General features: G+C 63.3%; 17 protein-coding genes. 7 read left to right on the plus strand and 10 right to left on the minus strand.

Features of this window, described 5'->3' with window-relative positions:
- Positions 1 to 24: 24 nt before the first annotated feature.
- Both AC07SI_RS17555 and AC07SI_RS17560 read right to left on the minus strand, forming a co-directional pair.
- A complete protein-coding gene (locus tag AC07SI_RS17555) occupies positions 25 to 3,108 on the minus strand; it encodes an efflux RND transporter permease subunit (RefSeq protein WP_495006178.1) in 3,084 nt (1,027 codons plus the stop codon).
- Positions 3,109 to 3,110: 2 nt separating this feature from the next.
- Complete coding sequence (locus AC07SI_RS17560; RefSeq protein WP_495006179.1) at positions 3,111 to 4,217, minus strand: efflux RND transporter periplasmic adaptor subunit; 1,107 nt, start codon at positions 4,215 to 4,217, stop codon at positions 3,111 to 3,113.
- 101 nt (positions 4,218 to 4,318) lie between these two features.
- On the opposite strand from AC07SI_RS17560, the gene AC07SI_RS17565 reads away from it, so the two are divergent.
- From AC07SI_RS17565 to AC07SI_RS17595, 7 genes are all read left to right on the plus strand, one after another.
- Positions 4,319 to 5,524, plus strand: a complete 1,206-nt coding sequence (locus AC07SI_RS17565; RefSeq protein ID WP_495006180.1) for a multidrug effflux MFS transporter — start codon at positions 4,319 to 4,321, stop codon at positions 5,522 to 5,524.
- Between the two features lie 76 nt (positions 5,525 to 5,600).
- Positions 5,601 to 6,467: a pirin family protein gene (locus AC07SI_RS17570; protein ID WP_495006181.1), complete on the plus strand. Its 867-nt coding sequence runs from the start codon at positions 5,601 to 5,603 to the stop codon at positions 6,465 to 6,467.
- Between the two features lie 166 nt (positions 6,468 to 6,633).
- Positions 6,634 to 8,079, plus strand: coding sequence for a mechanosensitive ion channel domain-containing protein (locus tag AC07SI_RS17575; protein ID WP_315413323.1), 1,446 nt, complete (start codon positions 6,634 to 6,636; stop codon positions 8,077 to 8,079).
- A 122-nt stretch (positions 8,080 to 8,201) separates the two neighbouring features.
- Entirely contained in the window at positions 8,202 to 9,626 is a 1,425-nt protein-coding gene (aldA, locus tag AC07SI_RS17580; RefSeq protein WP_106804081.1) for an aldehyde dehydrogenase, read from the plus strand.
- Positions 9,627 to 9,768: 142 nt separating this feature from the next.
- Positions 9,769 to 11,082 carry an MFS transporter gene (locus tag AC07SI_RS17585; protein WP_495006182.1) on the plus strand — a complete coding sequence of 438 codons (1,314 nt, stop codon included), beginning with the start codon at positions 9,769 to 9,771 and terminating at the stop codon, positions 11,080 to 11,082.
- A gap of 1 nt (position 11,083) precedes the next feature.
- Complete coding sequence (locus AC07SI_RS17590; protein WP_065909902.1) at positions 11,084 to 12,301, plus strand: mandelate racemase/muconate lactonizing enzyme family protein; 1,218 nt, start codon at positions 11,084 to 11,086, stop codon at positions 12,299 to 12,301.
- A gap of 26 nt (positions 12,302 to 12,327) precedes the next feature.
- A complete protein-coding gene (locus tag AC07SI_RS17595) occupies positions 12,328 to 13,938 on the plus strand; it encodes a GMC family oxidoreductase (protein ID WP_495006183.1) in 1,611 nt (536 codons plus the stop codon).
- Between the two features lie 198 nt (positions 13,939 to 14,136).
- Here the strand turns inward: AC07SI_RS17595 and AC07SI_RS17600 are convergent, their stop codons facing one another.
- The 8 genes from AC07SI_RS17600 to AC07SI_RS17635 all read right to left on the minus strand — a co-directional run bounded on the left by AC07SI_RS17600 (position 14,137) and on the right by AC07SI_RS17635 (position 25,242).
- A complete protein-coding gene (locus AC07SI_RS17600; protein WP_065909916.1) occupies positions 14,137 to 14,925 on the minus strand; it encodes an ABC transporter ATP-binding protein in 789 nt (262 codons plus the stop codon).
- Between the two features lie 11 nt (positions 14,926 to 14,936).
- Complete coding sequence (locus AC07SI_RS17605) at positions 14,937 to 15,698, minus strand: ABC transporter permease (RefSeq protein WP_495006184.1); 762 nt, start codon at positions 15,696 to 15,698, stop codon at positions 14,937 to 14,939.
- Positions 15,699 to 15,706: 8 nt separating this feature from the next.
- On the minus strand, positions 15,707 to 16,459 hold the full coding sequence (locus AC07SI_RS17610) for an ABC transporter permease (protein WP_120448455.1): 753 nt from the start codon (positions 16,457 to 16,459) through the stop codon (positions 15,707 to 15,709).
- A 214-nt stretch (positions 16,460 to 16,673) separates the two neighbouring features.
- On the minus strand, positions 16,674 to 19,139 hold the full coding sequence (locus AC07SI_RS17615; RefSeq protein WP_495006185.1) for a TonB-dependent receptor plug domain-containing protein: 2,466 nt from the start codon (positions 19,137 to 19,139) through the stop codon (positions 16,674 to 16,676).
- Positions 19,140 to 19,289: 150 nt separating this feature from the next.
- Positions 19,290 to 21,530 (minus strand): TonB-dependent receptor, encoded by a 2,241-nt coding sequence (locus tag AC07SI_RS17620; RefSeq protein ID WP_495006186.1) that lies wholly within the window; start codon positions 21,528 to 21,530, stop codon positions 19,290 to 19,292.
- Positions 21,531 to 21,859: 329 nt separating this feature from the next.
- A complete protein-coding gene (locus AC07SI_RS17625; RefSeq protein ID WP_495006187.1) occupies positions 21,860 to 22,918 on the minus strand; it encodes an ABC transporter substrate-binding protein in 1,059 nt (352 codons plus the stop codon).
- A gap of 102 nt (positions 22,919 to 23,020) precedes the next feature.
- Positions 23,021 to 24,070, minus strand: coding sequence for an ABC transporter substrate-binding protein (locus AC07SI_RS17630; RefSeq protein ID WP_495006188.1), 1,050 nt, complete (start codon positions 24,068 to 24,070; stop codon positions 23,021 to 23,023).
- 20 nt (positions 24,071 to 24,090) lie between these two features.
- Positions 24,091 to 25,242, minus strand: a complete 1,152-nt coding sequence (locus AC07SI_RS17635) for an LLM class flavin-dependent oxidoreductase (RefSeq protein WP_495006189.1) — start codon at positions 25,240 to 25,242, stop codon at positions 24,091 to 24,093.
- Positions 25,243 to 25,532: the final 290 nt, after the last annotated feature.

Genomic DNA, 25,532 nt, shown 5'->3' on the forward strand with positions numbered 1-25,532 from the left:
GTTTTTAAGTGATATCTGTAGTGCTTATCCGGCAGTCAGGTGGGATGTTTCAGCGGCAGTTGTCTTCTCCCGGCCCAGCACCAGGCTGCAGAGTGCCGGCAGGAACAACAGCGTCAACACCGTGCCTACCAGCACCCCACCAATCAGCACATACGCCAGGGACGACCAGAACACCGACAGCGTCAGTGGAATGAACGCCAGTGCCGCCGCCAGCGCCGTCAATATCACGGGCCGTGCACGGCGGACGGTGGCTTCGATGATCGCCTCGCGGATCGGCATGCCATGGTCCTGGTTCTGACGAATCTGGTCGGTAAAGATCAGCGTGTTGCGCATCAGGATCCCGCCGATCCCGATCAGCCCCAGGATCGCGTTAAACCCGAACGGCTGGTTGAACAGCAGCAAGGTCGGCACTGCGCCGATCAAGCCCAGAGGGGCAGTGGCGAAGACCATGAACATCACGCCAAACGAGCGCACCTGGAACATGATCACCGTGAGGGTCAGCAGGATCATGATCGGGAACAGCGCCGCGAGCGCGACGTTGGCCTTGGCGCTTTCTTCTACCGGGCCACCGATGTCGATCTGGTAACCGGCAGGCAGCTTCGCGATCAGCGGCTGCAGGTCTTTGTACACGGCCATTTCCACGTCGGGCGGCTGCACGCCGTCGATGATGTCGGCGCGTACTTCCACGGTTGTCGCGCGGTTGCGGCGCTTGAGAATCGGTTCTTCCATCACCGCCTGGAAATGCCCGACCTGGGCCAGCGGCACCGAGGTGCCCGCGCTGTTGGTCAGGGTCATGTTGTTGAGGTTACCGAGGTTCTCACGCTGGTTGCCCTGGGCGCGGGCGACCACCGATACCGTGCGGTTGCCTTCGCGCACCTCGGTGATCGGGTTGCCGCTGAGCAAGGCGTTGAGCTGGGATTTGACCTCGTTCGGCGTGAAGCCGAGCAGGCGCAGGCGGTCCTGATCGAGGACCAGGCGATAGCCGCTGGTGCGCTCGCCCCAATCGAGGAACGCGTCCTTGGTCAGCTTATTCGCGGCGACGACCTTGCGTACCTGCTCAGACACCCCGCGCAGTACATCCAGGTCCGGGCCGCTGACGCGAAACACCACCGGGAACGGCACCGGCGGGCCGAACAGCAGTTGCGTCACGCGCACTCGTGCCGCTGGAAACTCACCTGCGGCAATCCGCTCGCGCATGCGCAATTTCAGGGCGTCGCGGGCGTGGGAGTCCGGGGTCTGCACGATCAGTTTGGCAAACGCCGGGTCCGGCAGTTCGGGGTTCAGCGAGAGGAAAAAGCGTGGCGCGCCGCCGCCCACGTAGGTGTCCACCAGGTGGGTCTGCGGCTCTTGCAGCAGCGCTTTTTCCAGCTGCGCGGCCACCGCCTCGGTGCTCTTGAAGGCACTGCCGGGCGGCATGTACACCTCAAGAATCAGCTCGGACCGATCAGAGTTGGGGAAGAACTGCTTCTTCACCACGCCCATGCCCAGCACGCACAACACAAACGCCGCGACCACCAGTCCCGTCACCAGCCAGCGCCGCTGCACGCAGGTTTGCACCAGGGTGCGCAGTTTCTGGTAGTAACGCCCGGCATAAATCGCGTCGTGGCCGCCGGGTACCGGCTTGATCTGCGGCAGCAACTTCACCCCCAGGTACGGCGTGAACACCACCGCCACCAGCCACGACGAAATCAGCGCGAAGCCGACGATCCAGAAAATATTGCCGGCATATTCCCCGGCGCCGGAACGCGCGAAGCCCACGGGCAGGAAGCCGATGATGGTCACCAGCGTGCCGGTCAGCATCGGCGCGGCTGTCGAGCTCCAGGCGAAGGTGGCCGCGTGGATGCGGTCGAAGCCTTCTTCGAGTTTCACCACCATCATCTCGATGGCGATGATCGCGTCATCCACCAGCAACCCGAGGGAAATGATCAGCGCGCCGAGGGTAATGCGGTCGAACTCGCGCCCGGTGAGCAGCATGATCACAAACACCACCGACAAGGTCAGGGGCACCGCAGCGGCCACCACCAGGCCGACGCGAAAGCCCAGCGCCAACAGGCTGATCACCATGACCACCGCCAGGGCGACGAAGAATTTCAGCATGAATTCGTTCACCGCCAGGCTGATGTTTTTTGCCTGGTCGGAGACTTTGGCGAAGTTCACGCCGAGCGGCAGGTCCGCCTGGATTCTGGCTTCCTCGGCCCTGAGGCTCTTGTCCAGTTCCAGGCCGTTCCAGTGTTTCTCCATGATCACGCCGAGCATCAGCGCCGGGTCGCCCTGGTGGCGGATGCGGTAACTGGGCGGGTCCTCATAGCCGCGGCTGACGGTGGCCACGTCGGCGATGCGCAGCACGCGGCCGTTGACTTCCAGGGGCACGTTTTCGATCAACGCCAGGCTGTCGAACGCGCCGTCGATACGGATATAGGCGCGCGCACCGGCGGTTTCCACAAAGCCCGACGGTGCCACGGCATTTTGCGCGGCGAGGGCAGCGAAGATCTGGTCCGGCTTGATGCCCAGGGTCGCCAGGCGTTCGTAGGAGAACTCGACAAAGATCCGCTGGGCCTGCTCGCCGAGGATATTGACCTTCTTCACGCCCGGCAGGTTGAGCAGGCCCTGGCGCAGGTCTTCGGCCATCTGCACCTGTTGCCGATGGGGCAGGTGCTCGGCTTCCAGGGCGTACAGGGCAAAGTACACATCGGAATATTCATCGTTGAAAAACGGCCCGATCACGCCCTTGGGCAGTTTCGCCGCTTCATCGCTGAGCTTTTTGCGCGTCTGGTAGAACAGGTCCTGGATTTCGCTGGGGCGCGTGGACTCCTTGTAGGTCATGCGCATCGACACAAAACCCGGCTGGGCGATGGTCTCGACGCGGTCGTAGTAGTCGAGTTCCTGCAGGCGTTTTTCCAGGCGGTCAGCGACTTGCTCCTGCATTTCCTGGGCCGTGGCGCCGGGCCAGGCGGCGGTGATGGTCATGACCTTGACGGTAAACGACGGGTCTTCGGCGCGCCCCAGTTTGCCGAACGAGAAGATCCCGGCGGCGAGGATCGCAATGATCAGAAACAGCGTGACCGCACGGTGCTTGACCGCCAGTTCGGAGAGGTTGATCCCGCGCATGCTCAGTGGTCCTGTTTGCGGTTGAGGGCCAGTACCTGGGCGGGCAGCAGGCGTACGGCGTCGCCGCTGTGCAGCAGGTGCGCGCCGAGGGCGACGATGGTTTGGCCGGGGGCCACGCCGCTGTCGAGCAGGGCATCTTCCTGGCCGAGGCTGGCGACTTTCACCGGGGCGAAGCTGACCTTGTCATCAGCGCCGATCAGCCACACGCCAGTGCCTTGCCCTGCGTCTTGCAGTGCGCCGATCGGCACGCGGGTTTGCTGGGCCTGGCCGTCGCCTTGCAGGCGCACGGTGATGGTCGAGCCGAGGGCAAAGCGGTCGACAGCGCCGTGCAGCACATAGCGGGCGCGGTAGGTACGGGTCACGGGGTCGGCGCTGGCCGAGAGTTCGCGCAAGGTCGCGGTCACCGCCTGGTCGGGGGCGCCGAACGGGAAGGCCAGGGCTTTCTGCGAGGCCAGGTCGCGCTGGTTTTCCGGGAGATTGACGATGGCTTCGCGCGCGCCGTCATGGGCCAGGCGCGCGACGATTTGCCCTTCGGCGACCACTTGGCCGCGATCCACCCGCACGTCGGTGATGATGCCGTCACCGTCAGCCTTGAGCACGGAGTAGGTGCGGCGGTTTTCAATCTGGCTGGCATCGGATTGCGCCGCGGCCAATTCGGCTTCGGCGACACGCAGGTTGGTGGCCGACTGGTCGAAGATCTGCCGCGACACCGCGCCGGTATTGGCCAGGCGCTGGTAGCGGTTTTCATCATCGCGGCGCTGGCGCAGTTGCGCCTGGGCGGCATTCACGCGGTTTTTGGCCGAGCGCAGGGCCAGCTCGAAGTCGCCGATGTCCAGCACCAGCAGGGTATCGCCACGGGACACGTGCTGGCCGGGGTCGACCTTGCGCTCGATGACCTTGCCGCTGACGCGGAAACCCAGGTCACTCTCGGTACGCGCCGCGACCACGCCGGTGTAGGCGTTCTGTTGCGTACCGGCAGCCTCGACCTTGGCGGCGAGAACCGGGCGCGGTGGGGGCACCTCGACGGCGGTGTCGGCTTTGCTGTTGCAGCCGCTGATGACGATCATCAGGGCCAGGGGCGTGAGAAGACGCAGGGGGAGAGGGTGCATGGCGGGCTCCGGGGAAAACCTGTGGGGAAAAAATTATGGACATAATTTTTTACTCATATTATGGTCGAAATATAAATTAATCCAGCCCCCGGATATTCCCCATGGCAAACGCCCCGGCACCCTCGCGAAGCCTGCTGTTTTTACTGGTGGCCCTCACGGCCCTGGGTGAAGTCTCGACCCAATTGATCATCCCCGGCCTGGGTGTGATCGAGCAGGCATTGGTCGCACCGCCGGGTTCGGCATTGATGGCGCTGTCGGCGTTTGTCGCCGCATTCGGCCTGGGCCAACTGGTGTTCGGGCCGCTGTCGGACCGCATCGGCCGCCGTCCTGTGCTGATCGGCGGGCTGGTGCTGTATGTGCTGGCAACCTTGTCGATGCTGCTGGTCGGCGACATCCAGCAATTTATCGCGGCCCGCGTGGTGCAGGGCCTTGGCGCCTGCGCTGCACTGGTATTGGCGCGCACGGTAGTGCGTGACGTGTGGAAGGCCGAAGCGGGGCCGGCCCTGGCGCTGACCATGATCGGCATGCTCTACGCCATTGTGGTGGCGCCGATGGTTGGCGGCCTGCTGATCAAACTGCTGGGCTGGCACGCACCGATCCTGCTGGCGCTGGTGATTGGCAGCGTGGTGTTGCTGCTGGCCCTGGTGTTTTTTCGCGAAAGCAACCACTACCTTGACCCCAAGGCCGGCCATTGGCGCACCCTCGGCGGGCAGTACCTGGATTTACTCAAGGGCCGCCAGTACCGCGCGTTCGCCGTGGCCCTGGCGTGCACCTATGGCGCCATGTTTGCGGTGATCGCCGGGTCGTCAGCGGTGTTTATCAACCTGCTCGGCTTCAGCAGCCTGGAGTACGGCATCAATTTCGGCCTGATCGTGTCGATGCTGATCGTCGGCTCCACTTATACCCGGCGAAACATCCTGCGCCTGGGACCGCAGCGGATTGTAGCGATGGGCGTGACGCTGGTGGCCATTGGCGGTATCGCGGCCATGGGCATTTATGCGGTGTTCGGCCTGTCCGTGCTGGGGCTGGATATTCCGATTGCCCTGGTAACCCTCGGCGGTGGCCTGGTACTGCCCGGTGCGGTCACCGGCGGGGTGATGCCCAACGCGCACCGCGCCGGCTTGGCCGCGGGGCTGATGGGCTTTGCGCAGATGTTCGGTGCGACCGGCAGCGGCCTTTTGCTGAGCCACTGGCGCGACGGCAGTGCCACGCCGATGATCATCATCCAGGCGTGTTTTGCGTTGACGGCATTTGTGGCTTTCCACTTGCTGCGCCAACGTCCGGCCAAGGGATTGTCCTATATATAGGACGTTCAGGGCCGCTTTTGCCGGCTAGTACTCAACACCTTGTGGACTTATGGTGTACTCACTTTGGAGGTACACCATGAAAAAGTTGATTGGCATCTACACCAGCCCGCGCGCCCATTGGGTCGGCGATGGCTTTCCGGTGCGCACGCTGTTTTCCTACGATTCGATGGGCAAACACATCAGCCCATTCCTGCTGCTGGACCACGCCGGCCCGGCGGATTTCACCCCGACCGAGCAACGTCGTGGCGTCGGGCAACACCCGCATCGCGGCTTTGAAACCGTGACCATCGTCTATGACGGTGAAGTCGAGCACCGTGATTCCACCGGCGCCGGCGGCAAGATCGGTCCTGGCGATGTGCAATGGATGACGGCCGCCAAGGGCATCCTGCACGAAGAGTTCCATTCCGAAGCCTTTGCCCGCAGCGGCGGGGTGATGGAGATGGTGCAACTGTGGGTCAACCTGCCGGCCAAGGACAAAATGGCCGACGCGGGCTACCAGACGATTGTCGACGCTGACATCCCGGTGCTGCCGCTGCCCGACGACGCCGGGCACCTGCGCCTGATCGCCGGTGAGTTTGCCGGCTCCCGTGGGCCTGCACGCACCTTCACCCCGATCGACGTGTGGGACCTGCGCCTCAACGCCGGCAAACCCGTGGCATTGGCGCTCCACGCCGGACGTAACACCGCCCTGGTGATCCTCAGCGGCACGCTGTTGATCAACGGCGAAGAGGTTGCGCGCCCAGGCCAATTGGCGTTGTTCGAGCGTGACGGCAGCCAACTCACCCTGGAGTCCAATGACGACGCCAAGGTGCTGCTGCTCAGCGGCGAGCCCATCGACGAACCGATCGTCGGCCACGGCCCGTTCGTGATGAACACCGAGCAGGAAATCCATCAGGCATTTGCGGATTTCCACTCGGGCAAGTTCGGGCAGATGCACGCCTGACGACCCGCTGCAAAACCCTGTGGGAGCTGGCTTGCCGGCGATAGCATCAGCGCGGTGTAACGCATACACCGAGGCGCCTGCATCGCAGGCAAGCCAGCGCCCACATTTTGTTTCCAGCGTTCCGATTTCATGCGATCTTCCCGTCATTCGCCCTGGAGTCGCCTGGATGCCCTCATTTATCGCCGATCACCCGATGTTATGCGCCGTGGCGCTGATCTTTATCGACATCGCCGTGTGGCGCCTGATCTCCGCCAACCTCGCCAACTGGAAGCTCGCCGCGCGCCTGGCGATCTTCGCGGTGTTCAGCGCCGTGCTGTTCAACGACGGCATGAACCCCATGCAACTCGCGCCCTACACCGACAACACCGCCTTGCACCTGGCCGCCACGGCCTTGCAGATCGGCTGGTGGCTGTTTGCGGCGCGCACGCTGACGGTGTTGCTGGGCACCGTGATGATGCAACGGGTCGGGCATACCGGGCGGTTGTTGCAGGATTTGATGGGCGCGGTGATTTTCCTGATCGCGATCATCGCCGCGATGGCCTACGTGCTCGACCTGCCGGTCAAGGGCGTGCTCGCCACGTCCGGGGCGGTGGCGATCATTGTCGGCCTGGCCTTGCAAAGCACCTTGAGCGATGTGTTTTCCGGGATCGTCCTCAACACCACCAAGCCTTATCAGATCGATGACTGGATCTCGATTGACGGCACCGAAGGCCGCGTCACCGATATCGACTGGCGCGCCACGCGCCTGCAAACCTCCCAGGGCAGCATGGCGGTGATCCCCAACTCGCTGGCGGCCAAGGCCAAGATCATCAATTTCTCGCGCCCGGCGGACATGTTCGGCCTCGCGGTAAGCCTGCAGGTCAGCCCCCATGCACGCCCGCAAACCGTGATCGAAGCACTCGAGCGCGCAATGCAGGGCTGCCGGCCGCTGCTGGCGACACCCGCGCCGAGCGTCGCGTTCAAGACCTCCGCCAGTGGCGGCGTCGAGTATGAAATCAGCGGGTTCGTGCCGGCCATGGCCCTCAAGCGCGAGGTGCGCAACCAGCTCTACGACCTGGCGTTCCGGCACCTGCAGGCGGCGGGCGTGGGGTTGCTGTCGGCCACGGAAAGCGGCGCGCCACCGGCCATGTCCGCCGCGCGGGCGTTGCTGGAGCGTTCGTCGATTTTCTCGACCTTGCGCCAGGAGGAGAAAGACACCTTCAGCCAGAACATGACCCTGCACACTTACCGCGCCGGCGAGATGATCCTGCCGGCCGGGGAGGTCAGCGATCATTTGTTTATCGTCGAGTCGGGGGTGGTCTCGGTGATGCTGACCAAGGGCAGTCGCAAATTCGAAGCCGGGCGCATGGGCCCGGGCGAAGTGATTGGCGAGGCGGGGATCCTGTCGGATGAGGCCGCGTTGGCCGACTTTTCGGCGAAGACCTTTTGCACCCTGTACCGCATCGAGAAGGAATACTTGAAACCGTGCCTGGATGCGCGCCATGACATCAGCGAAGCCATGAAGGCGCTGCTGGATTTCCGCGTCCACGCCGCGCAGGCCTTGACCCAGGAGGCGCCGGTGGTGCCGGCCAAGAAGGGCTTCCTGCAGTGGCTGCGCCAACGCGGCCTGTGAGGTGTAAAACCGACTAACCTGCGTTTTTCGCACGTTACCCCGCGCAATAAATCGTTTGTCCAACGGGTGGCCGATGACAAAACTGCATGTCACTCGGATAACAACAACGTTGGGCGAACCACATGCAACTCGAGCGCAATTTTTTCAACGGTCACTTTGTCGAACCTGCCAGCGATGCCCTGATCGCCGTGTATAACCCGGCCACTGCAACCGTGGTCGGCCACGTCAGTGCCGCCACCGCCGATGAGGCGATTGCCGCCGTCGATGCCGCCGCCGTCGCGCAGAAAACCTGGGGAAAACTCACCAGCATCGAACGCGCCGAACACCTGCGGGCATTCGCCGATGCCCTGGATGCCTGCGCCGAGGCCATCGGCACTGCGCTGGCCAGCGAGTCGGGCAAAAGCCTCAGCGACGCCAGCAACGAAGCGCGCTACGCCGCGCAGATCACCCGCTACCACGCCGAATGGGCACGGCGCATCGAAGGCGAGATCATCCCCAGCGATACCCCGGACGAAAACCTGTTCCTGCAACGCGAGCCGATTGGCGTCGTCGCCTGCCTGATTCCGTTCAACTACCCGGTCTACACCCTGTTGCGCAAAATCGCCCCGGCGCTGATCGCCGGCAATACCGTTGTAGTGCGCCCGAGCAACAACACGCCGCTGTCGGCGTTTGCGATTGCCAGGGCAGTGGTCAAGGCCGGGATTCCAGCCGGGGTGATCAACATCCTGACCATGGACCACGCCACCGCCGCCAGCGTCTGCACGCATAAGGCGGTCGGGCTGATTACGCTCACCGGCAGTGTGAATGCCGGGCGCATCGTGCTGGACTACTGCAAGGCCAATATTGCCAAGCCGTCCCTGGAATTGGGCGGCAAGACCCCGGCGATCATCGAGGCGGACGCCGACCTGGAAACTGCCGCCAGCGCCATCGTCGCCTCCAAGACCACCCACTGCGGCCAGCTGTGCACGGCGGTTGAGCGCGTGTACGTGCACGAAGCCGTCTACGATCGCTTCCTTGCCTTGCTCAAAGCCAGGATCAGCGCGGTGAAATTCGGCGACCGCGCCCAGGATCCCAGCCTGATGGGGCCACTGGTCAATGCCAGCGCGCAAAAGACTGTCCATGCCATGGTCGAGCGCGCCGTCGCCGCCGGTGCTGTACTGGAAAGCGGCGGTGTACTGCCAGACGGCCCCGGGCATTTCTACCCGCCGACCTTGCTCAGCGGTTGCCGCCAGGACATGGAGATCATCCAGGAGGAAATCTTCGGCCCGGTGCTGCCGGTGCTCAAGTACCGCGACATCGACGAAGCCCTGGCGATGGCCAACGACCATCAGTTCGGCCTGTCATCGGTGCTCTATACCGAGAACTACCGCACGGCAATGAAGGTAGCGAATGCCATCGAGGCCGGCGAGTTGTACGTCAACCGCACCCCGGCGGACCCGTACCAGGGCTTCCACGCCGGTTGGAAACGCTCGGGTCTGGGCGGCGATGACGGTAAGCACGGGATGCTTGAGTTCACCCAGACCCGCCTGGTGGTCATGAAGTACTAGCCAAGCAGCTACAAGTGTTGAGCTGCAAGCTCCAAGTCAAGGCGCGCAAGATTTACTGGCCGCCTGAAGCTTGAGGCTGGCAGTTGCCTCTATAAAAACAATTATCAGGGCATCCGCACAGTGGGTGCCCGAGGTCATCAAGATGTCCAAGCCTGCACCCGTTGCCCCGGGTTTCGCTGCCGTGCCCGCGGCAAAAAACAGCGACACTGCCAGTCGCTACTTCCAATTGATGTTGCTGGTTCTCGCCGCCGGAGCGATCTACCCGATCCTCTACCTGCGCCAGGTCTACCAGACCACCATGCTCGATGTATTCCAGATCAATCACAGTCAACTGGGCTACCTGTACTCGATGCTCGGCACGAACTTTCTGCTCAGCTACCTGCCCAGCGGCTGGCTGGCGGACCGGCTGCCGCCGCGCTTCCTGATCTTTTTCTCACTGGTCGCCACCGGCGCGCTGGGCCTGTGGTACTCCAGCGTGCCGTCCATGACCGGCTTGATGATCATCTTCGGCTGCTGGGGCCTGACCACCGGCCTGACCTTCTGGGCCTCGGTGCTCAAGCGCGTGAAGATGATTGCCCACCACAGCGAGCAGGGCCGCTTCTTCGGCATCCTCGATGGCGGTCGCGGCCTGGTGGAAGCGCTGCTGGCGACCGTGGCCCTGGGCCTGTTCGCCTTTGCCACCGAAACCCGGGGCGAGTCGGCGGGCGAGGGCTTCAAGCATGTGGTGTACCTGTATTCCTTCACCTGCATCGCCATCGGCTGTGTGCTGGTGCTGTTGAAAGACCCGAAATCCATGGCTGAAACGCCGGCGGTCGAGAAGGGCAAGTTCAACCTGATCGCCGACCTGGCGACCCTGGTGAAGATCCCCGAGCTGTGGCTGGTCACCGCGATTGTGTTCTGCGGCTACCACATGTTCTGGGCCACCTACAGCTTCTCGGACTACCTGCAAGGCAGCGGCATGACTGCCGTGATGGCTGGCACCATCACCACCATCAAGCTGTGGATGCGCCCCATCGGCGGCATCGGCGGCGGCTGGCTGGGTGACAAGTTCTCGAATATCTCGGTACTGATCGTCGCGCTGGCCCTGGTAACCCTGGCCATGCTCGGGCTGATCGTGTTCCCGGCCTTCAACAGCCTGGGCCTGCTGATCGGTACGGTGATCTTCATCGGCCTGATGACCTACGCGATTCGCGGCCTGTACTGGGCCATCCTCGACAGCTGCGACATCCCGCTGCGCATCACTGGCCTGGCCATCGGCATTGTCTCGGTGGTGGGTTACCTGCCGGACACCTTTATCCCGCTGATCAACGGCTACCTGACCGACACCTACCCAGGCAAGGCCGGTTACAACCTGTATTTCGGCTACATCGCCTTCATCGGCGTGCTCGGCACCCTTGCGGCCCTGACCCTGCGCGCCCGAATCAACCGTAAAAAATTCAACCAGACAGGTGCCTGAGATGAAAATCGTCGCCCTTGAAACCCATATCGTTGCTGTCCCGCCGCCGCACATCGGTGGCATGTACTGGCTGTTCGTCAAACTCAAGACCGACTGCGGCATCGAAGGTGTCGGCGAGATCTACGCCGCGACATTCGGCCCCAAGGCCATGCTGCCGATCATCGAGGACGTGTTCGAACGCTACCTGCTCGACCATGACCCGCACCATATCGAGCGCTTCTTCCGCCAGGCCTACTCGAGCGGTTTCACCCAGCGCCCGGACCTGACCATGATGGGCGTGGTCAGCGGCCTGGAGATGGCCTGCTGGGACATCATCGGCAAGGCCGCCAACAAGCCGGTCTACGAGCTGCTGGGCGGCAAGGTCAACGAGCGCCTGCGCTCCTACACCTACCTGTACCCGGTCAATAGCAAAGGCGAGTACGACTACGACGACCCGGACCTGGCCGCCGAATGCGCCATCGACAACATGAACAAAGGCTTCACCGCGGTGAAGTTCGATCCGGCCGGCCCTTACACCGCGTATTCCGGCCACCAGATTTCGCTGGAAGTGCTGGAACGCTGCGAGACGTTCTGTCGCAAGATCCGAGAAGCGGTGGGCGACAAATGCGACCTGCTGTTCGGCACCCATGGGCAGATGGTGCCGTCGTCGGCAATCCGCCTGGCCAAGCGCCTGGAAAAATACGACCCGCTGTGGTTTGAAGAGCCAGTGCCACCGGGCCAGGAAGACGCCATGGCCCAAGTCGCGGCCAAGACCAGCATCCCGATTGCCACCGGCGAACGGCTGACCACCAAGTATGAATTCTTCAAGCTGCTGCAGGCCGGCGGCGCGTCGATCCTGCAGATGAACGTGGCGCGCTGCGGCGGGCTGCTCGAAGCCAAGAAAATCGCGAGCATGGCCGAGGCGTACTACGCGCAGATCGCGCCGCACCTGTACAACGGGCCGATTGGCGCGGCGGCGAGTTTCCAGCTGGCGACCTGCACGCCGAACTTCCTGATCCAGGAAAGCATCATGACCTGGGGCGGCTTCCACGCCGAAGTGCTGACCAAGCCGCTGCAATGGGAGGACGGCTACATCATCCCGTCCACCGAGCCGGGCCTGGGCGTGGAACTGAACATGGACGTGGTGCGCAAACACACGCCGTACAGCGGTCAGCGCCTGCACCTGCAAATGGCGCCGACGCCGGCTGACGTCAAAGACACTTCGCCCGCCAAGGGCTAAAAAAACGACTTACGCGGTAACCGTGAATGACATATGACTACATCATCGCCGGCGCTGGCGCCGCAGGTTGCATCCTCGCCAACCGGCTGTCCGCCTCGGGCGAATACTCGGTGTTGCTGCTCGAAGCCGGCGGCAAGGACAGCTCCTGGTGGTTCAAGATCCCGGTCGGATTCGCCAAGATGTATTACAACCCGACCTTCAACTGGATGTATTACAGCCAGCCGCAAAAGCAGTTGGCCGGGCGCGAAATCTACGCGCCACGCGGCAAGGTGCAGGGCGGCTCGGGCTCGATCAACGCGATGATCTACGTGCGCGGCCAGGCCCATGACTTCAATGACTGGGCCGCGAACGGCAACGACGGCTGGGGCTTTACTGACGTGCTGCCGTACTTTCGCAAACTGGAGAATCATCCGCTGGGCGACACCGAGTACCACGGCGGCAGCGGCCCCATCAGCATCACGCCGATGAAGGGCCAGACCCACCCGATCTGCGACGTGTTCCTCAAGGGTTGCGAACAGCTCGGCTACGCCCACAGCGACGACTTCAACGGCCCGAACTTCGAAGGCGCCGGCCTGTATGACGTCAACACCCGCAACGGCGAACGCTGCTCCAGCAGCTTTGCGCACCTGCACCCGGCGCTCGGCCGGCCGAACCTGACGGTGGAGCTGCATGCACTGGTCGACCGCGTGCTGTTCGACGACCAGCAGCGCGCCACCGGCATTGCCGTCACCCAGCACGGCGTGGCGCGCACCTTCAGCGCGCGCAAGGAAGTGATCCTGTGCGCCGGTGCAGTGGACACGCCGAAGATCCTGCAATTGTCCGGGGTTGCCGACCGGCACCTGCTGGCCGAGCATGCGATCCCGCTGGTCAAGCACCTGCCGGCGGTGGGCGAGAACCTGCAGGACCACCTGTGCGCGAGCTACTACTACAAGGCCAATATCCCGACCCTGAACGACGAACTCAGTTCGCTGTTCGGCCAGTTGAAACTGGGCCTCAAGTACCTGCTGACCCGCAAGGGCGCGCTGGCCATGAGCGTGAACCAGGCGGGCGGATTCTTTCGCGGCAACGAGGCGCAGAAGGACCCGAACCTGCAGCTGTACTTCAATCCGCTGTCGTACCAGATCCCGAAAAACAACAAGGCCAGCCTCAAGCCCGAGCCGTATTCCGGCTTCCTGCTGTGCTTCAACCCGTGCCGGCCAACCAGCCGCGGCACCATTCGTATCGCCTCGAAAAACCCACGGGACGCGGCACTGATCGACCCCAACTACCTGAGCACCGAGAAGGACATCGACGAGGTGATCCAGGGCAGCCGGTTGATGCGCAAGATCATGCAGGCGCCCGCGCTCAAGGGCATCACCGTGGCCGAAGTATTGCCCGGCGATGCGGTGCAGACCGATGAGCAGATGCTGCAATACTTCCGCGAAAACAGCGGCTCGATCTACCACCTGTGCGGCTCCTGCGCCATGGGCTCGGACCCGCAGGTGTCGGTGGTCGACAAACGCTTGAAAGTGCACGGCCTGCAGGGCTTGCGCATCGTCGATGCATCGATCTTCCCCAACGTGACCTCGGGCAACACCCACGCGGCGGTGCTGATGGTGGCAGAGAAGGGCGCTGACCTGATTCTTGAGGATGCTTGAGTGTGGGAGCGTTGTGAAGCCTGGATTTTGGCGGTGTGGCTGAAATTGCCGGGCCTTGCACAGTATTAATGGACGATGCATTCCCCAATGTGGGAGCGGGCTTGCCCGCGAAAGCGGTGGATCCGTCAGCACTTCCAGCGACTGACACACCGCCTTCGCGAGCAAGCCCGCTCCCACACTTTTCAGGGGCAGGACAGATCAGTGCCCGACCAATTCTTCCAGCAACTGCTCCTTATAGCCCTGCAACACCGGCGAGGCGCGGTCGCGCGGGTGCGGCAGGTCGACCTGGATTTCATGCTTGATCCGCCCCGGATGGGCATCCATCACGATCACCCGGTCGCCCAGGTACAGCGCTTCTTCGATGTCGTGGGTGACCATGATCACCGTGCAACGCTGCTGCACCCAGATGCGTTGCAACTCACGCTGCAGGTGCACGCGGGTCAGGGCATCGAGGGCGCCGAGGGGCTCGTCCAGCAGCAACACCTTGGGCTTGTTGATCAACGCACGGGCAATGGCCGCGCGCTGGGCCATGCCGCCGGAAAGCTGGTGCGGGTAGGCATTTTCAAAGCCGCTTAGGTTGACCAGGGCGATATGTTCGGCGACCTGGCGGTCTTTTTCGGCCGCGGGCAGCGCGTGGTTTTTCAGCGCCAGGGCGATGTTCTGGCTGACGGTCATCCACGGGAACAGTCGGTGGTCCTGGAACACGATGCCGCGCTCCAGGCTGGTGGACGCGATGCGTTTACCGTCGAGCAGGATGTCGCCTTCGTATTCGGCTTCCAGCCCGACGATCAGGCGCAGCAAGGTGGATTTGCCGCAGCCGCTGGCGCCGACGATGCTGACGAATTCACCCGGGCGTACGTCGAGGTGGATGTCCTGCAGCACCGGCAAGGCGCGGCCTTCGATTCGATAAGCTTTGTTCAAGCCGCGAATCTGCAGGGCGCCGGTCTGCACGTGTTGATGAAGGGAAGCGTGGGCGATTGCATTCATATCGAGGCCTTTCAACGGAGGTTGCGCCAGCGCAGCAGGTGGCGGCTCAGCAGGGTGAACAACAGGGTCATCAGGTAGCCGAGCAAGCCGATGCACAGCACGCTGAGCACGATGACTTCCATGCGCGAGCCGGCCTCGGCGTTCATCATCAGGTTGCCCAGGCCGGCACCCGAGGACAGGAACAGCTCACTGCCGATCGCCGTTACCCAGGCAAACGCCAGCGCGTGCAGGACACCGGTGGCGATGCTCGGCAAGGCTGCCGGCAACAGCATCTGGGTAAATTGCTGCAGCGGGGTGAGGACCAGCACCTGGCCGACTTCGCGGTAGCGGCGCTCGACGTGGCTGAAGCCCTGGTAAGTGTTGAGCACCATCGGGTAAAACGCCGCCAGGCTGACGATCAGCACTTTGGAGAACTCGCCATTGCCGAACCACATGGCAATCAGCGGGATCCAGCCGAGCATCGGCACCTGGCGAATCGCATGGAACAACGGACCGATCAAGCGGTTGGCCACGCTGGACAGCGCCATCAGCACCCCCAGCGTTACCCCGAACAGAATGCCCAGGGCCAGGCCACTGCTGGTGCGCGCCAGGCTCGCCAGCAGGTTGACCAGGAGTTCGCCGTTGCCAAGCATCTCCAGCAGCGCCGAGCCAATTGCCGACAGTGGCACGAACGCATACGCGCCGGCGGCGTCCTGGCGAGAGGCATATTCCCAGGCGAGGATCAGCAGCAGCGGCAGCAACAGCCCACGGGCTTTTTTCAATACAGGCAGCATCGGAACTCCTAGCGGGTTTGCCAGCGGAACAGGCGTTGTTCGATGCGGCGAAAGGCATAGTCGAGGGTAAAACCGATCACTCCGGTGACCACCACGCCGACCATCACCACGTCGATGCGCAGCATCTGCCGCGCCATCTCGATCATCTGGCCCAGGCCGCTGTCGGCGGCCAGCAACTCAGTGGCCACCAGCACCACCCAGGCGCGGGTCAGGCTGATGCGAAAGCCGGTGATGATCGGCGGCGCCGCAGCGGGCAGGGCCACCAGGCGAACAAAAGTCGGCCAGCGCAGGCGATACACGTCCGCCACTTCGAAATAGCTGCGCGGGATGCCCCGTACACCTTCGCCAGCGGCCAGTGCCACCGGGAAGAACGCGGTCTTGGCGACGATGATGATCTTGAAGGTTTCGTCGATGCCGAACAGCAGCACGAACATCGGGATCAAGGCGATGCTGGGGATCTGGCGCAGGGTATGAAACAGCGGGCCGCAATACGCCTCGACGTTTTTCGACAGCGCCATCAGCACACCGAAAGCCAACCCGCACAACGAGCCGATGCCAAAGCCGAGTCCCAGGCGCGACAGACTGTTGCCGAGGTGTTCGAGCAGCTCGCCACTGGCCAGCAGGTCTTCGAAGGTCTGCAGCACCTGGGCGGGCGGTACCAGCAGGTTGCGCGGGAAAATCCCGAGGTGGGCCACCAGCGTCCAGACGGCCAGCAGGGCCACGGGCGAGATAAGCCAGGTGAGGTATCGAAGCAGGCGCATGGCAAGTCTTAATTCAGCTGAATACCCAGCGACTATCGCAAGACATGTGCCACATCACCGAATCTTCCTGTAGGCGCTGGCTTGGCGGCGATGGGGCCTGCAGGTGTGCGCATTTGCGGAGACATCATCGCCGGCAAGCCGGGCTCCTACAGGGGGAGGTCGCTGGGAAATGGTGATCGGGTGCTGCTGGAGCAGCACCCATTCAGCAGTCTTCTCAGAAGTCGTAGCTCACACTGGTGTAGTAGAACGCACCCTGCGCGCCTTCCGGGCTGGTGATCGAGTACTTGGGCACGCCATACAGCTGCGCGCCGTCAGCCTTGTCCGGGTGCGAGTCGAACAGGTTGATCGCGCCCACCGAGACCTTCACGCCCTTGTGGAAGGTGTAGGACAGGTCCAAGTCAGTCACCCATTGCGGGCTGTAGGTCTGGTCGAGGTTGGGGTTGGTGGCGTTGATGCTCTTCCACTCGCCGTAGCGGCGCTGGGCAATGGTCAGCCCCCAGTTTTCATACAGCCAGTTGGCGCTCAGGGTCAGCTTGTTTTGCGGGGTGCCGTCTTCGATCAGGCCTTGGGTATTGCGCCCGATGATCTGCGAGCCCTTGATATTGCCGACGTCGCGCAAGCCGGTGATGGTGGTGTTGTTCTGCGCAAAACCACTGCTCAGGTTCAGGCGACCCCATTGCTGCAGGTCCCACTGGTAGTTGCCGGTCAACTCGACGCCGTCTGTGCGGGTGTCGGCCACGTTGGTGTAGAACGCCGCGCTCTGGATATTCGCGTAGGGCGTGCCGGCGAAGATCGGCGAGACCACGCTGGCGGGCAATTGGTCGGAGAGGGTGATGCGGTTATTGATGTTGATCCGGTAGGCGTCCACCGTCACCGAGGCATTTTCCAGTGGGCGCCACACCAGGCCCAGGGAGTAGTTGGTCGACTCCTCGGGCTTGAGCGCCTTGCCGCCGAGTGCCTGGGCCTCCGGGCTGTTGGCACGCAGGGTGCGTTGCTGCACCTCGACGTAGTTGCCGCTGCCCGGCGGTTGCTCCACCACCTGCACGCTGAATGAGGACATGCCGCTCTGCACCAGCGACGGCGCGCGGTAGCCGGTACTGGCGGTGGCCCGGGCGGCGATCTGTGGGGTGAAGTCATAGCGCAGCGACAGCTTGCCGTTGGTGGTGTCGCCAAAGTCCGAATAGTGCTCGGTGCGCACCGCCACGCCGGCCTGGAATTTCTCGGTGATCTGGCCTTCGACGTCGATGTAGGCACCGAGCACCTTGCGGTCCAGCGAGGCCGCATCGACCTGGGTGATGCCCGAGTAATAGCCCGGAATGCGCCGCCCGGTGATCGGGTCGATGGTGTTGAACAGCGGCCCGTTCTGCCAGCCGGCGGCTTCGCCCGCGCTCAACTGGTAGTTTTCCTTGCGCCAGGCCAGGCCTGCCGACAGGGTCAGTGGCTTGAACAGCAGGTCGGTGGGGAAGTCGCGCACCCAGTCCAGGGTCAGGTTGGTCTGGTCGTTTTCGCGCTTGCCGGTGTAGATCGATGACGGGCTGTTCACCCCATAGCTGGGGTTGATCGCATTGCGGTCAGCGGACTCGAGTGTGTTGTTGCCATGGTTCAGGGCCAGGTCGAACTTGCCCAGTTGGTCGTTCTCGAAGCGCAGGCCGCCGGTGACCGCATAGTCTTCCAGGCTGTAGCGAGTGATCGGCAAGCGACCGTCCGGGTAACGCTGCAACGCGGTGCTGCCGTAGTTGTTGCGCAGGGTGGTCGGCGGGTCGAAGAAGCCTTCGGCGTCGGTGTTCTTGTGGGCATAGGTGGCAAAGCCATAGGCGGTCAGGCCCTCGCCGACGCCGATCTCGCTGTTGGCGACAAAATTGTACTGGTCCGAGACATTGCCCGCGCCCCAGCGCCAGGTGCGGTAGCGGTTGTTCTGCTCGCGGGGCGTGTTGACGCTGGTGTCGCCGGGGTAAAAGATCCGGTTGTCGGGGTTGGTATCGCTGGCCGGGTCTTGGCTGCCGGCGTCGAAACTCAGGGTCAGGAAACCGTCGTTGGGCAACGCGAAACCCTTCCAGCCGCTGAGCTTGCGCTGGATACCGTCGCCCTTGTCGTAGCCGCCGAAGCGGTAGCCGAGGTTGCCGCCGTCATCGTTTTCCTTGAGCACAATATTGATCACCCCGGCGATTGCATCCGAGCCGTACTGAGCGGCGGCGCCGTCGCGCAGGATCTCGACGCGCTGGATCGCGCTGAGTGGGATCAGGCTCAAATCCACCGCCGCTGCGCCACGCCCGTTCACCAGGCTCTGGCGGGTGATGTTGGCGCTGCTGTGGCGGCGCTTGCCATTGACCAGCACCAGCACCTGGTCCGAGGCCAGGCCGCGCAACGAGGCGCCCTGGGCGATGGAACCGGCGAAGGCACCCTGTGGCGACTGTGGGAAGTTGAACGATGGCGACAGGGCGGTGAGGGCACCGGACAAATCGGTGGCGCCGGTCTGTTGCAATTGCTCACCGGAGAGCACGTCCACCGGTGCTGCGCTTTGCAGGGCGGTCAGGTCGCTGCGCCGGGTGCCGAGGACCACCACGGTGTCGAGGTGATCGTTTTTTGCGGTCGGTTGGGTCTCGTCTGCCGCGACGACGGGCAGGGCAAGGCTGCCCATGACCAGCGCGATGGCGCCGGCCAACGGAGTACGTTGGAACATGGAAGTGGTCCTTTCAACAATAGAATGACTGGATAGTGGCGATGGCGGGCCGGGTGTCGTGGCTCAAGCAATGGGGGCCAGTTGTGGGCGCTGGCAAGCCAGTTCCCACATTGATCCTGCTAGGCGGATAAATACCCTCCAGCCTCTGGCTTAGAAGCGGCTGGTCACGCTCAGGCCCACGGTGCGCGGGTCGCCATAGGTGATCACGTATTGGCCGAGGCCACCGTTGGGCCGGCCATGCACTTGGTAGCGGCGATCGGTAAGGTTGTTCACGAACCCGGTGACGCTGAGTTTTTCATCCGCGCTGTACCAGGTCAGGCGGCTGTTGGCCAAGGTGTAGTGCGCTTGGCTCAAGTCCTTGTCGGCGCTGCTCTGGCGGTCGGCGAGAAAGTATTCCTTGTCACGAAAGCTCACGTCGGCACCGGCCACCAGCTTGCCGCCGATCTCCAGCGGGAAGGTGTAGTCGCCGCCCAGCGACACCACGTTGCGCGGTGAACGCACGAAGCTGTTGCCGCTGTAGTCGCCGGTGACCGCGCCCGTGGTCGGGTTGGTGTTCTTGAAGTCGGTGTACTCGGTATCGAGGAACGACACCGCCGCGCGCAGGTGCAGGTAGTCGGTCGGCTGGCCTTCGAGTTCCAGCTCGGCACCCTTGACCTTGCCCTTGGCGCCGTTGGTCAGTGCCGTGGTCAGCACGCCGTTGTTGACCGTCAGCAGGTTCACCTGAATGTCCGAGTAGTCGTAGTAGAAGATGTTCGCGTTGGCCGTGAGGCGGTGGTTGAACCACTCGGACTTGACGCCGAATTCGTACGCGTCGAGTTGTTCCGGGTCCACCGTGGTCAACTGCGACAGGCTGGTCGACAGCCCGGTGTTGAAGCCGCCGGACCGGAAGCCGTGGGCATAGCGCAAGAACACGCGCACGTTGTCGTTGATGCGGTATTCCGGGGTCAGGTCGTAGGTCCAGGCCTCCCAGGTCTTGTTTTCCTGGCGATTGCCGTTGCTGCCGGCAGCGGCCAGCGGGATCAACGGGCCGTTGGCGGTGGCGCGGGTCAGCTGCGCGAGGTTGAGGTCGATGTCTTTCTTTTCCTGGGTCCAGCGCAGGCCACCGGTCACGCTGAAGTTGTCGGTGAAGTCGTAGGTCAGGTTGCCGAACAGCGCGTAGCTGTCGGTCTTGTGGTCGTAGCTCAGGTCACGAAAGTCCGTGGCGCCGTTGATCTGGTTGGAGCCGGTGCCGTTCGGTGTCGGGCCAGGCTGGATAAACCGCCCGGCGCTGCTGTCGAGGTCTTCGTGGAAGTAATGGGCGCCGGCCAGCCAGCGCAGGGTTTCCTGCTGGGGCGAGGCCAGGCGGATTTCCTGTGAATACTGGGTGTATTTGTTGTCGGCGGTGGACGTGCCGTTGACCTCATAGGGGGTGTAGTCGGCGTCGCCGCTGGACTGGCCGCGAATGTAGTCGTAGGCCGTGATCGACGTCAGCGTGTAGTCGCCCAGGTGCCAGTTGAGCGTCAGCGAGGTGCCGTCGTGGTCGAGCTTGGAATCGTCCTTCACGTTCAGCGCGATATTGCGCCCCAGCGGGCGCTGGTAGCCGACGTTGTAGTAACGGCCCAGGGTCAGCGCACCGTTGGCACCATCGCCCTTGAACTCGCGGGCGTGGATCTTCCACAACGCGTCGAGGTCATCATTGAGCTGGGCGAAGAATTGCAGGCGCACGGCCTTTTTGTTCACGTCGCCGTAGGTGCGATCGTCCACCAGGTTCTTCTGGAAGCCGTCGCGTTCCTCGGAGTACAGCGAGATCCGCGCGGCGAGTTTTTCATCCACCAGGGCACCGCCCAGGGCGCCGCTGAGGATGCGTTCGTTCTTGCTGCCAAAGCCGATAGTGCCGAACCCGTCGGTGTCGAAGGTCGGCTTCTTGGAGATGATGTTCACCGCACCCGCCGTGGTGTTCTTGCCGTACAGCGTGCCCTGTGGTCCGCGCAGGATCTCGATGCGCTCCAGGTCCCAGAGCGGCCCGCCGCCGGCAATCGGCGCGTTCAGGTAGACGTCATCGGCATAGATGCCCACCGGGTAGACGGTCGCCGCGCCGGTATCGCCGGTGCCCAGCCCACGGATGTACCAGCGCGGCCGCCCGTCACCGTCCGGGTTCTTCGCCGAGGCGTTGGGAATGAAGGTGGTGATGTCGCCCATATTGCGAACGCCGTCGGCGACCAGGGTGGTGCCCTGGACCGCCGACACGGCCACCGGAACCTCTTGCAGGGTTTCCTCGCGGTGCTGTGCGGTGACGGTGACGGTCTTGAGTGACGGCTCGGTTTTAGTGGTGTCTTCTTCAGCGGCGTGCGTGCCACCGGCGACCAGTAAAGCCAGCCATAAGCCCTTGGTGATTGGATTGATTTTATGCATTGCAGTCTCCCCCGGAAAAGTGTCCTTGAAGGGGCTAGAGCAGAGATCGTGCCAAGAGGATTTCAGTGTTGATACAAGCGCATAAGCTGTTGAATATAAACACTAAAAAAACAGGTTTGGGTGGAAATAAGCAGGCGAAAAAAGTCCTCGGGACAGGCCTGTGGAACAATCAGCAGAAAGTGCTTGGCGGGTGCTGCTGGAGCAGCAGGAGAGGTGTTGCCAGGCCAACACAATTAGCCCTGGGTTCAGCGGATTTGTAGAAACCCGGCTTGTCGAATCGTCGCACCGCGGCGATGGCGTCATCGAGATCGCCATCGCCGGTGCGAGGGTTACACGGCGACGCGAGAGGTGGAGCCGATGACTTTTTCCAGCACGCTGAAATCGATCCAGTCGCGCACATCAAAACGGCGTGGGATGAAGTTCCAGCGGAACAGGAAATCGGTGAAATCCTGCAGTGCTTCAATCGAACGGGAGTCGAGGGTCGTGCGCAGACGCCGATGCGCGTCCTCGCCATACGCCGCCGTGACCCAGTACTCGCTGGTATTGAGTTCCTTGGCGAGAAAACGCCGGGTTTCGTCCGGGTTGGCCCAGGCCCACTGCTCGGTGCGCAACACCGTGTCGACGATCTTCACGCTGGCATCGAAGTGCTCCTGCAGCAGGTGGATATCCACCGTGAGCGTGCGGGGCGTGCCATTGTTGGAGCGGATCAGCGGATCCGGGTGCGAACCGGTGTCGACCACCACATGCAGGCCGAACTCGTTGGCCAGGTGCACGGCATGCGCGCCCTTGAGGAAGATCGCGTCGATGTCGCCGCGCAGCAGGCCGATCAGCTCGTTGTTGCGCCGGCTGAAACGGCTGACGCCCAGGCTGACTTCCGGCCCATAGACGTAGGAGGTCTGGTTGTCGCTGTAGGTGCCGCCGTAGGGGTAGTCCACCAGCTCCACATCCGAGACCTCCAGGCCTTCGAGCTTGAGCGCATTTTCCAGCCCGCGCAGCGCCTGGGCACGGGTGAAGTCGATTTGCACGTTGGCCCATTTCGGCAGGCCGAAGCGCCGGTTCTTCAGGTCGCGCACGCTCTTCACGCCGCTTTCGGCGGTGGTCAGGATCAACTGCACTTCATCACTCCACGACAGCCCCAGCACGCGGGTTTCGACGCCGCTGGCATAGGCCCAGATCGCCGGGATATTGCCGCCGTGGCGCACCGAATTTTGCAGGTGATGGTCATAGTGCGCTTCACGCACTTCGCGCTCGGTGGACTCGCGCAGCGATTGGATATTGGTGCCAAAGGGCAGGAAGGCTTCGGCGAGTCGCCCGGACTGCACCGCAATGCCGAGCCCGGTAGGCACCGGGCTGTGGGTGTACCAGAGAGTATCGAGTGGTTTGCTCATAAAATTCTTCGTTCCAATCCATGAAGTCTTCTGTGGGCGCCTGGCTGGATGGCGATGGCGTCCGCAAACACGCTATCGCCGGCGAGCCGGCTCCTACAGGGGTTAGCCGGCGAGTGCAGTGTTGCCTTCGAGCAGCGCATGCAACGGCCGCGCGTCAATCCATTCGCGCACATTGAAGCTTTGCGGGATAAAGCGCCACCGGTGCAGGAAGTGAGTGAAGTCCTGCAAGGCCGCAATGGCTTGTTCATCCAGCCCGGTACGCAGGCGCAGGTGGGCATCGTCGCCATAGGCGGCGGTCACCCAGTATTCGCTGCTGTTGGTTTCCCGCGCGAGGTAGCGCCGGGTGTCTTCCGGGTGGGTGTGCGCCCACTGCTCGGCACGCAGCACGGAGTCGAGGATGCCGGTGGCCACGTCAAAATGCTGGTCCAGCAGGTTCAGGTCGACCGCCAGGGTGCGCGGGGTGCCATTGTTGCTGCGGATCAGCGGGTCGGGGTGGGCGCCGGTGTCGATCACCGTGTGCAGGCCGAAATCATGCGCGTGCTGCGCCGCGCTGGCGCCTTTGAGGAAGATCGCGTCGACTTCGCCGCGCAGCAGGCCGATCAGCTCCAGGTTGCGTCCAGTCGTCTGCGTGGTTACCGGTGTGCCGGCCACGTTGCGCACTGCGCTGTCGCTGAAGGTACCGCCGTATTGAAAGTTCTTCAGCTTGACGTCGCCGACCTTCAGGCCTTCCAGCGACAGGGCGTTTTCCAGGCCACGCAGGGCCTGGGCGCGGGTGAAGTCGATCTGCGCGCCGACCCAGTCCGGCAGGCCGAAGGTGCGGCCCTTGAGGTCCTTGACGGTCTTGATGCCGCTGTCCTGGCGGGTCAGGATCAATTGCACTTCGTCCGCCCAGGACAGGCCGATCACACGGGTTTCACGGCCTTGGGCGCGGGCCCAGATTGCCGGGATATTGCCACCGTGGCGCACGGAATTCTGCAGGGTGTGGTCGAAGTGCGACTCGCGCACCGCCTTGTCATTCGACTCGCGCAGCGACTGCACCTCGGTGCCGAGGGCACCGACAGTGTCTTGCAGCCAACCTTTTTGCACGGCAATGCCCAGGCCGGTCGGCACAGGACAACGGGTGTACCACAGGGTGTCGAGAGGTTGCGTCATCAAAGGGGCTCCCCCAGCGTTCAGGCGCTGGCTTTCAAAGGTTGGACGGCCGGGCGTTGGTGCACCAGCGGCAAGACTTCCTGGCCAATGCGCAGGGCTTCTTCCAGGTGCGGATTGCAGGCGAGGATAAAGGTCGAGAAACCGGCGTCGCGGTATTCCACCAGGCGCTCGGCAATGTTTTCGTGGCTGCCCACCAGGCCCACGGTCGGGCCCGGCTTGGCCTTGGCAAAACCGGCCCAGAGGTTGGGGCCGATGATCAGGTCATCAAAGCGGTCGACGTTCTGGTGGTAGGCGGTTTGCCGGGCGGCACCGACCGAATCCGAGCCGCTGGTAAAGCCCTTGGCCACGGCACTGGTCTTGCCATCGAGCTTGTCGAACTGGCGGCGCAGGTCCTTCCAGGCCAGCTCTTCGGTTTCGCGGGCGAACAGGTCGACGCGCAGGCCGAAACGCACGGTACGCCCCTGTTTATCCGCCAGTTCGCGCACCCGGTCGATGTGCGGCTTGAGCTTGTCGATCGGCTCGGCCCAGTTCAGGTAGACGTCGGCATGTCGGGCGGCCACACCCAGCGCGGCCTCGGAGAACCCCGAGAAATACACCCCCGGCTTGCGTTCGTTGTGCAGGCCGGCGGGCAGCGAGCCGTTTTCCAGTTGGTAGATATCGCCGTCATAGGAGAATTTCTGGTTTTCCCAGAGGCCCTGGATGATGTCGAGGAACTCGCCGGTGCGCTTGTAGCGCAGGTCATGTTCGAGAAAGTCGCCGTTGGCGCGTTGGCTGGCCGGGTTGCCGCCGGTGATGATGTTCCACTCCAGGCGACCACGGCTGAGGTTCTGCAGGATCGCGGCTTGCTGCGCGGCATAGGCGGGCAGGGTCCAGGTGGCCTGGAAGGCGATCAGGAACTTGATGCGCCGGGTTTCCCGGGCGAGTGCCGCGGCGGCAATCCACGGCTCGGGGCCGGTGGGCAGCAGTGCGCCTTCGAAGCCTGCGAGTTCGGCGGCCTTGGCCACTTGGGCGATGTAGTCGATGTAGGTGAAGTCATCGGGCTCGCCATTCGGCAGGCGGCCGGGGGCGATATGGCCGGGGCGGTAGTCCGGGTTGCCCCGGTTGTGCTTGTCGGTGGTCAGCTGCGGGCCGTCGGTGCCCAATGGCAGGCGCCAGAAAAATTCAGTGCTCATGGGTGCTCCTGATTTCAGTCGTGCAAGGTGCGTGGACCTGATTGAGGGGATGTGTGCAACGGGCATGCCATTGGGGGTGGAGGTAATGGTTGCGGGGGGTTGGGGGGGATTTTGGGGGAGGGGTGTTGCTGTGGCAGCAGTCTTGCAGCAGTGGGTGTTCAGGGGGCAGCAGGGGGTGGGGGCATATCCGTTGCTGCGGTTGTGGCGGCCTATGGTTCCGCCCTTACGGCGGGTCACTTTTGGAAAAGCCCCAAAAGTAACCAAAAGGGCTCTTGCCCCAACACTCGGCA

This window comes from Pseudomonas sp. GW821-FHT05D12, assembly GCF_059419825.1.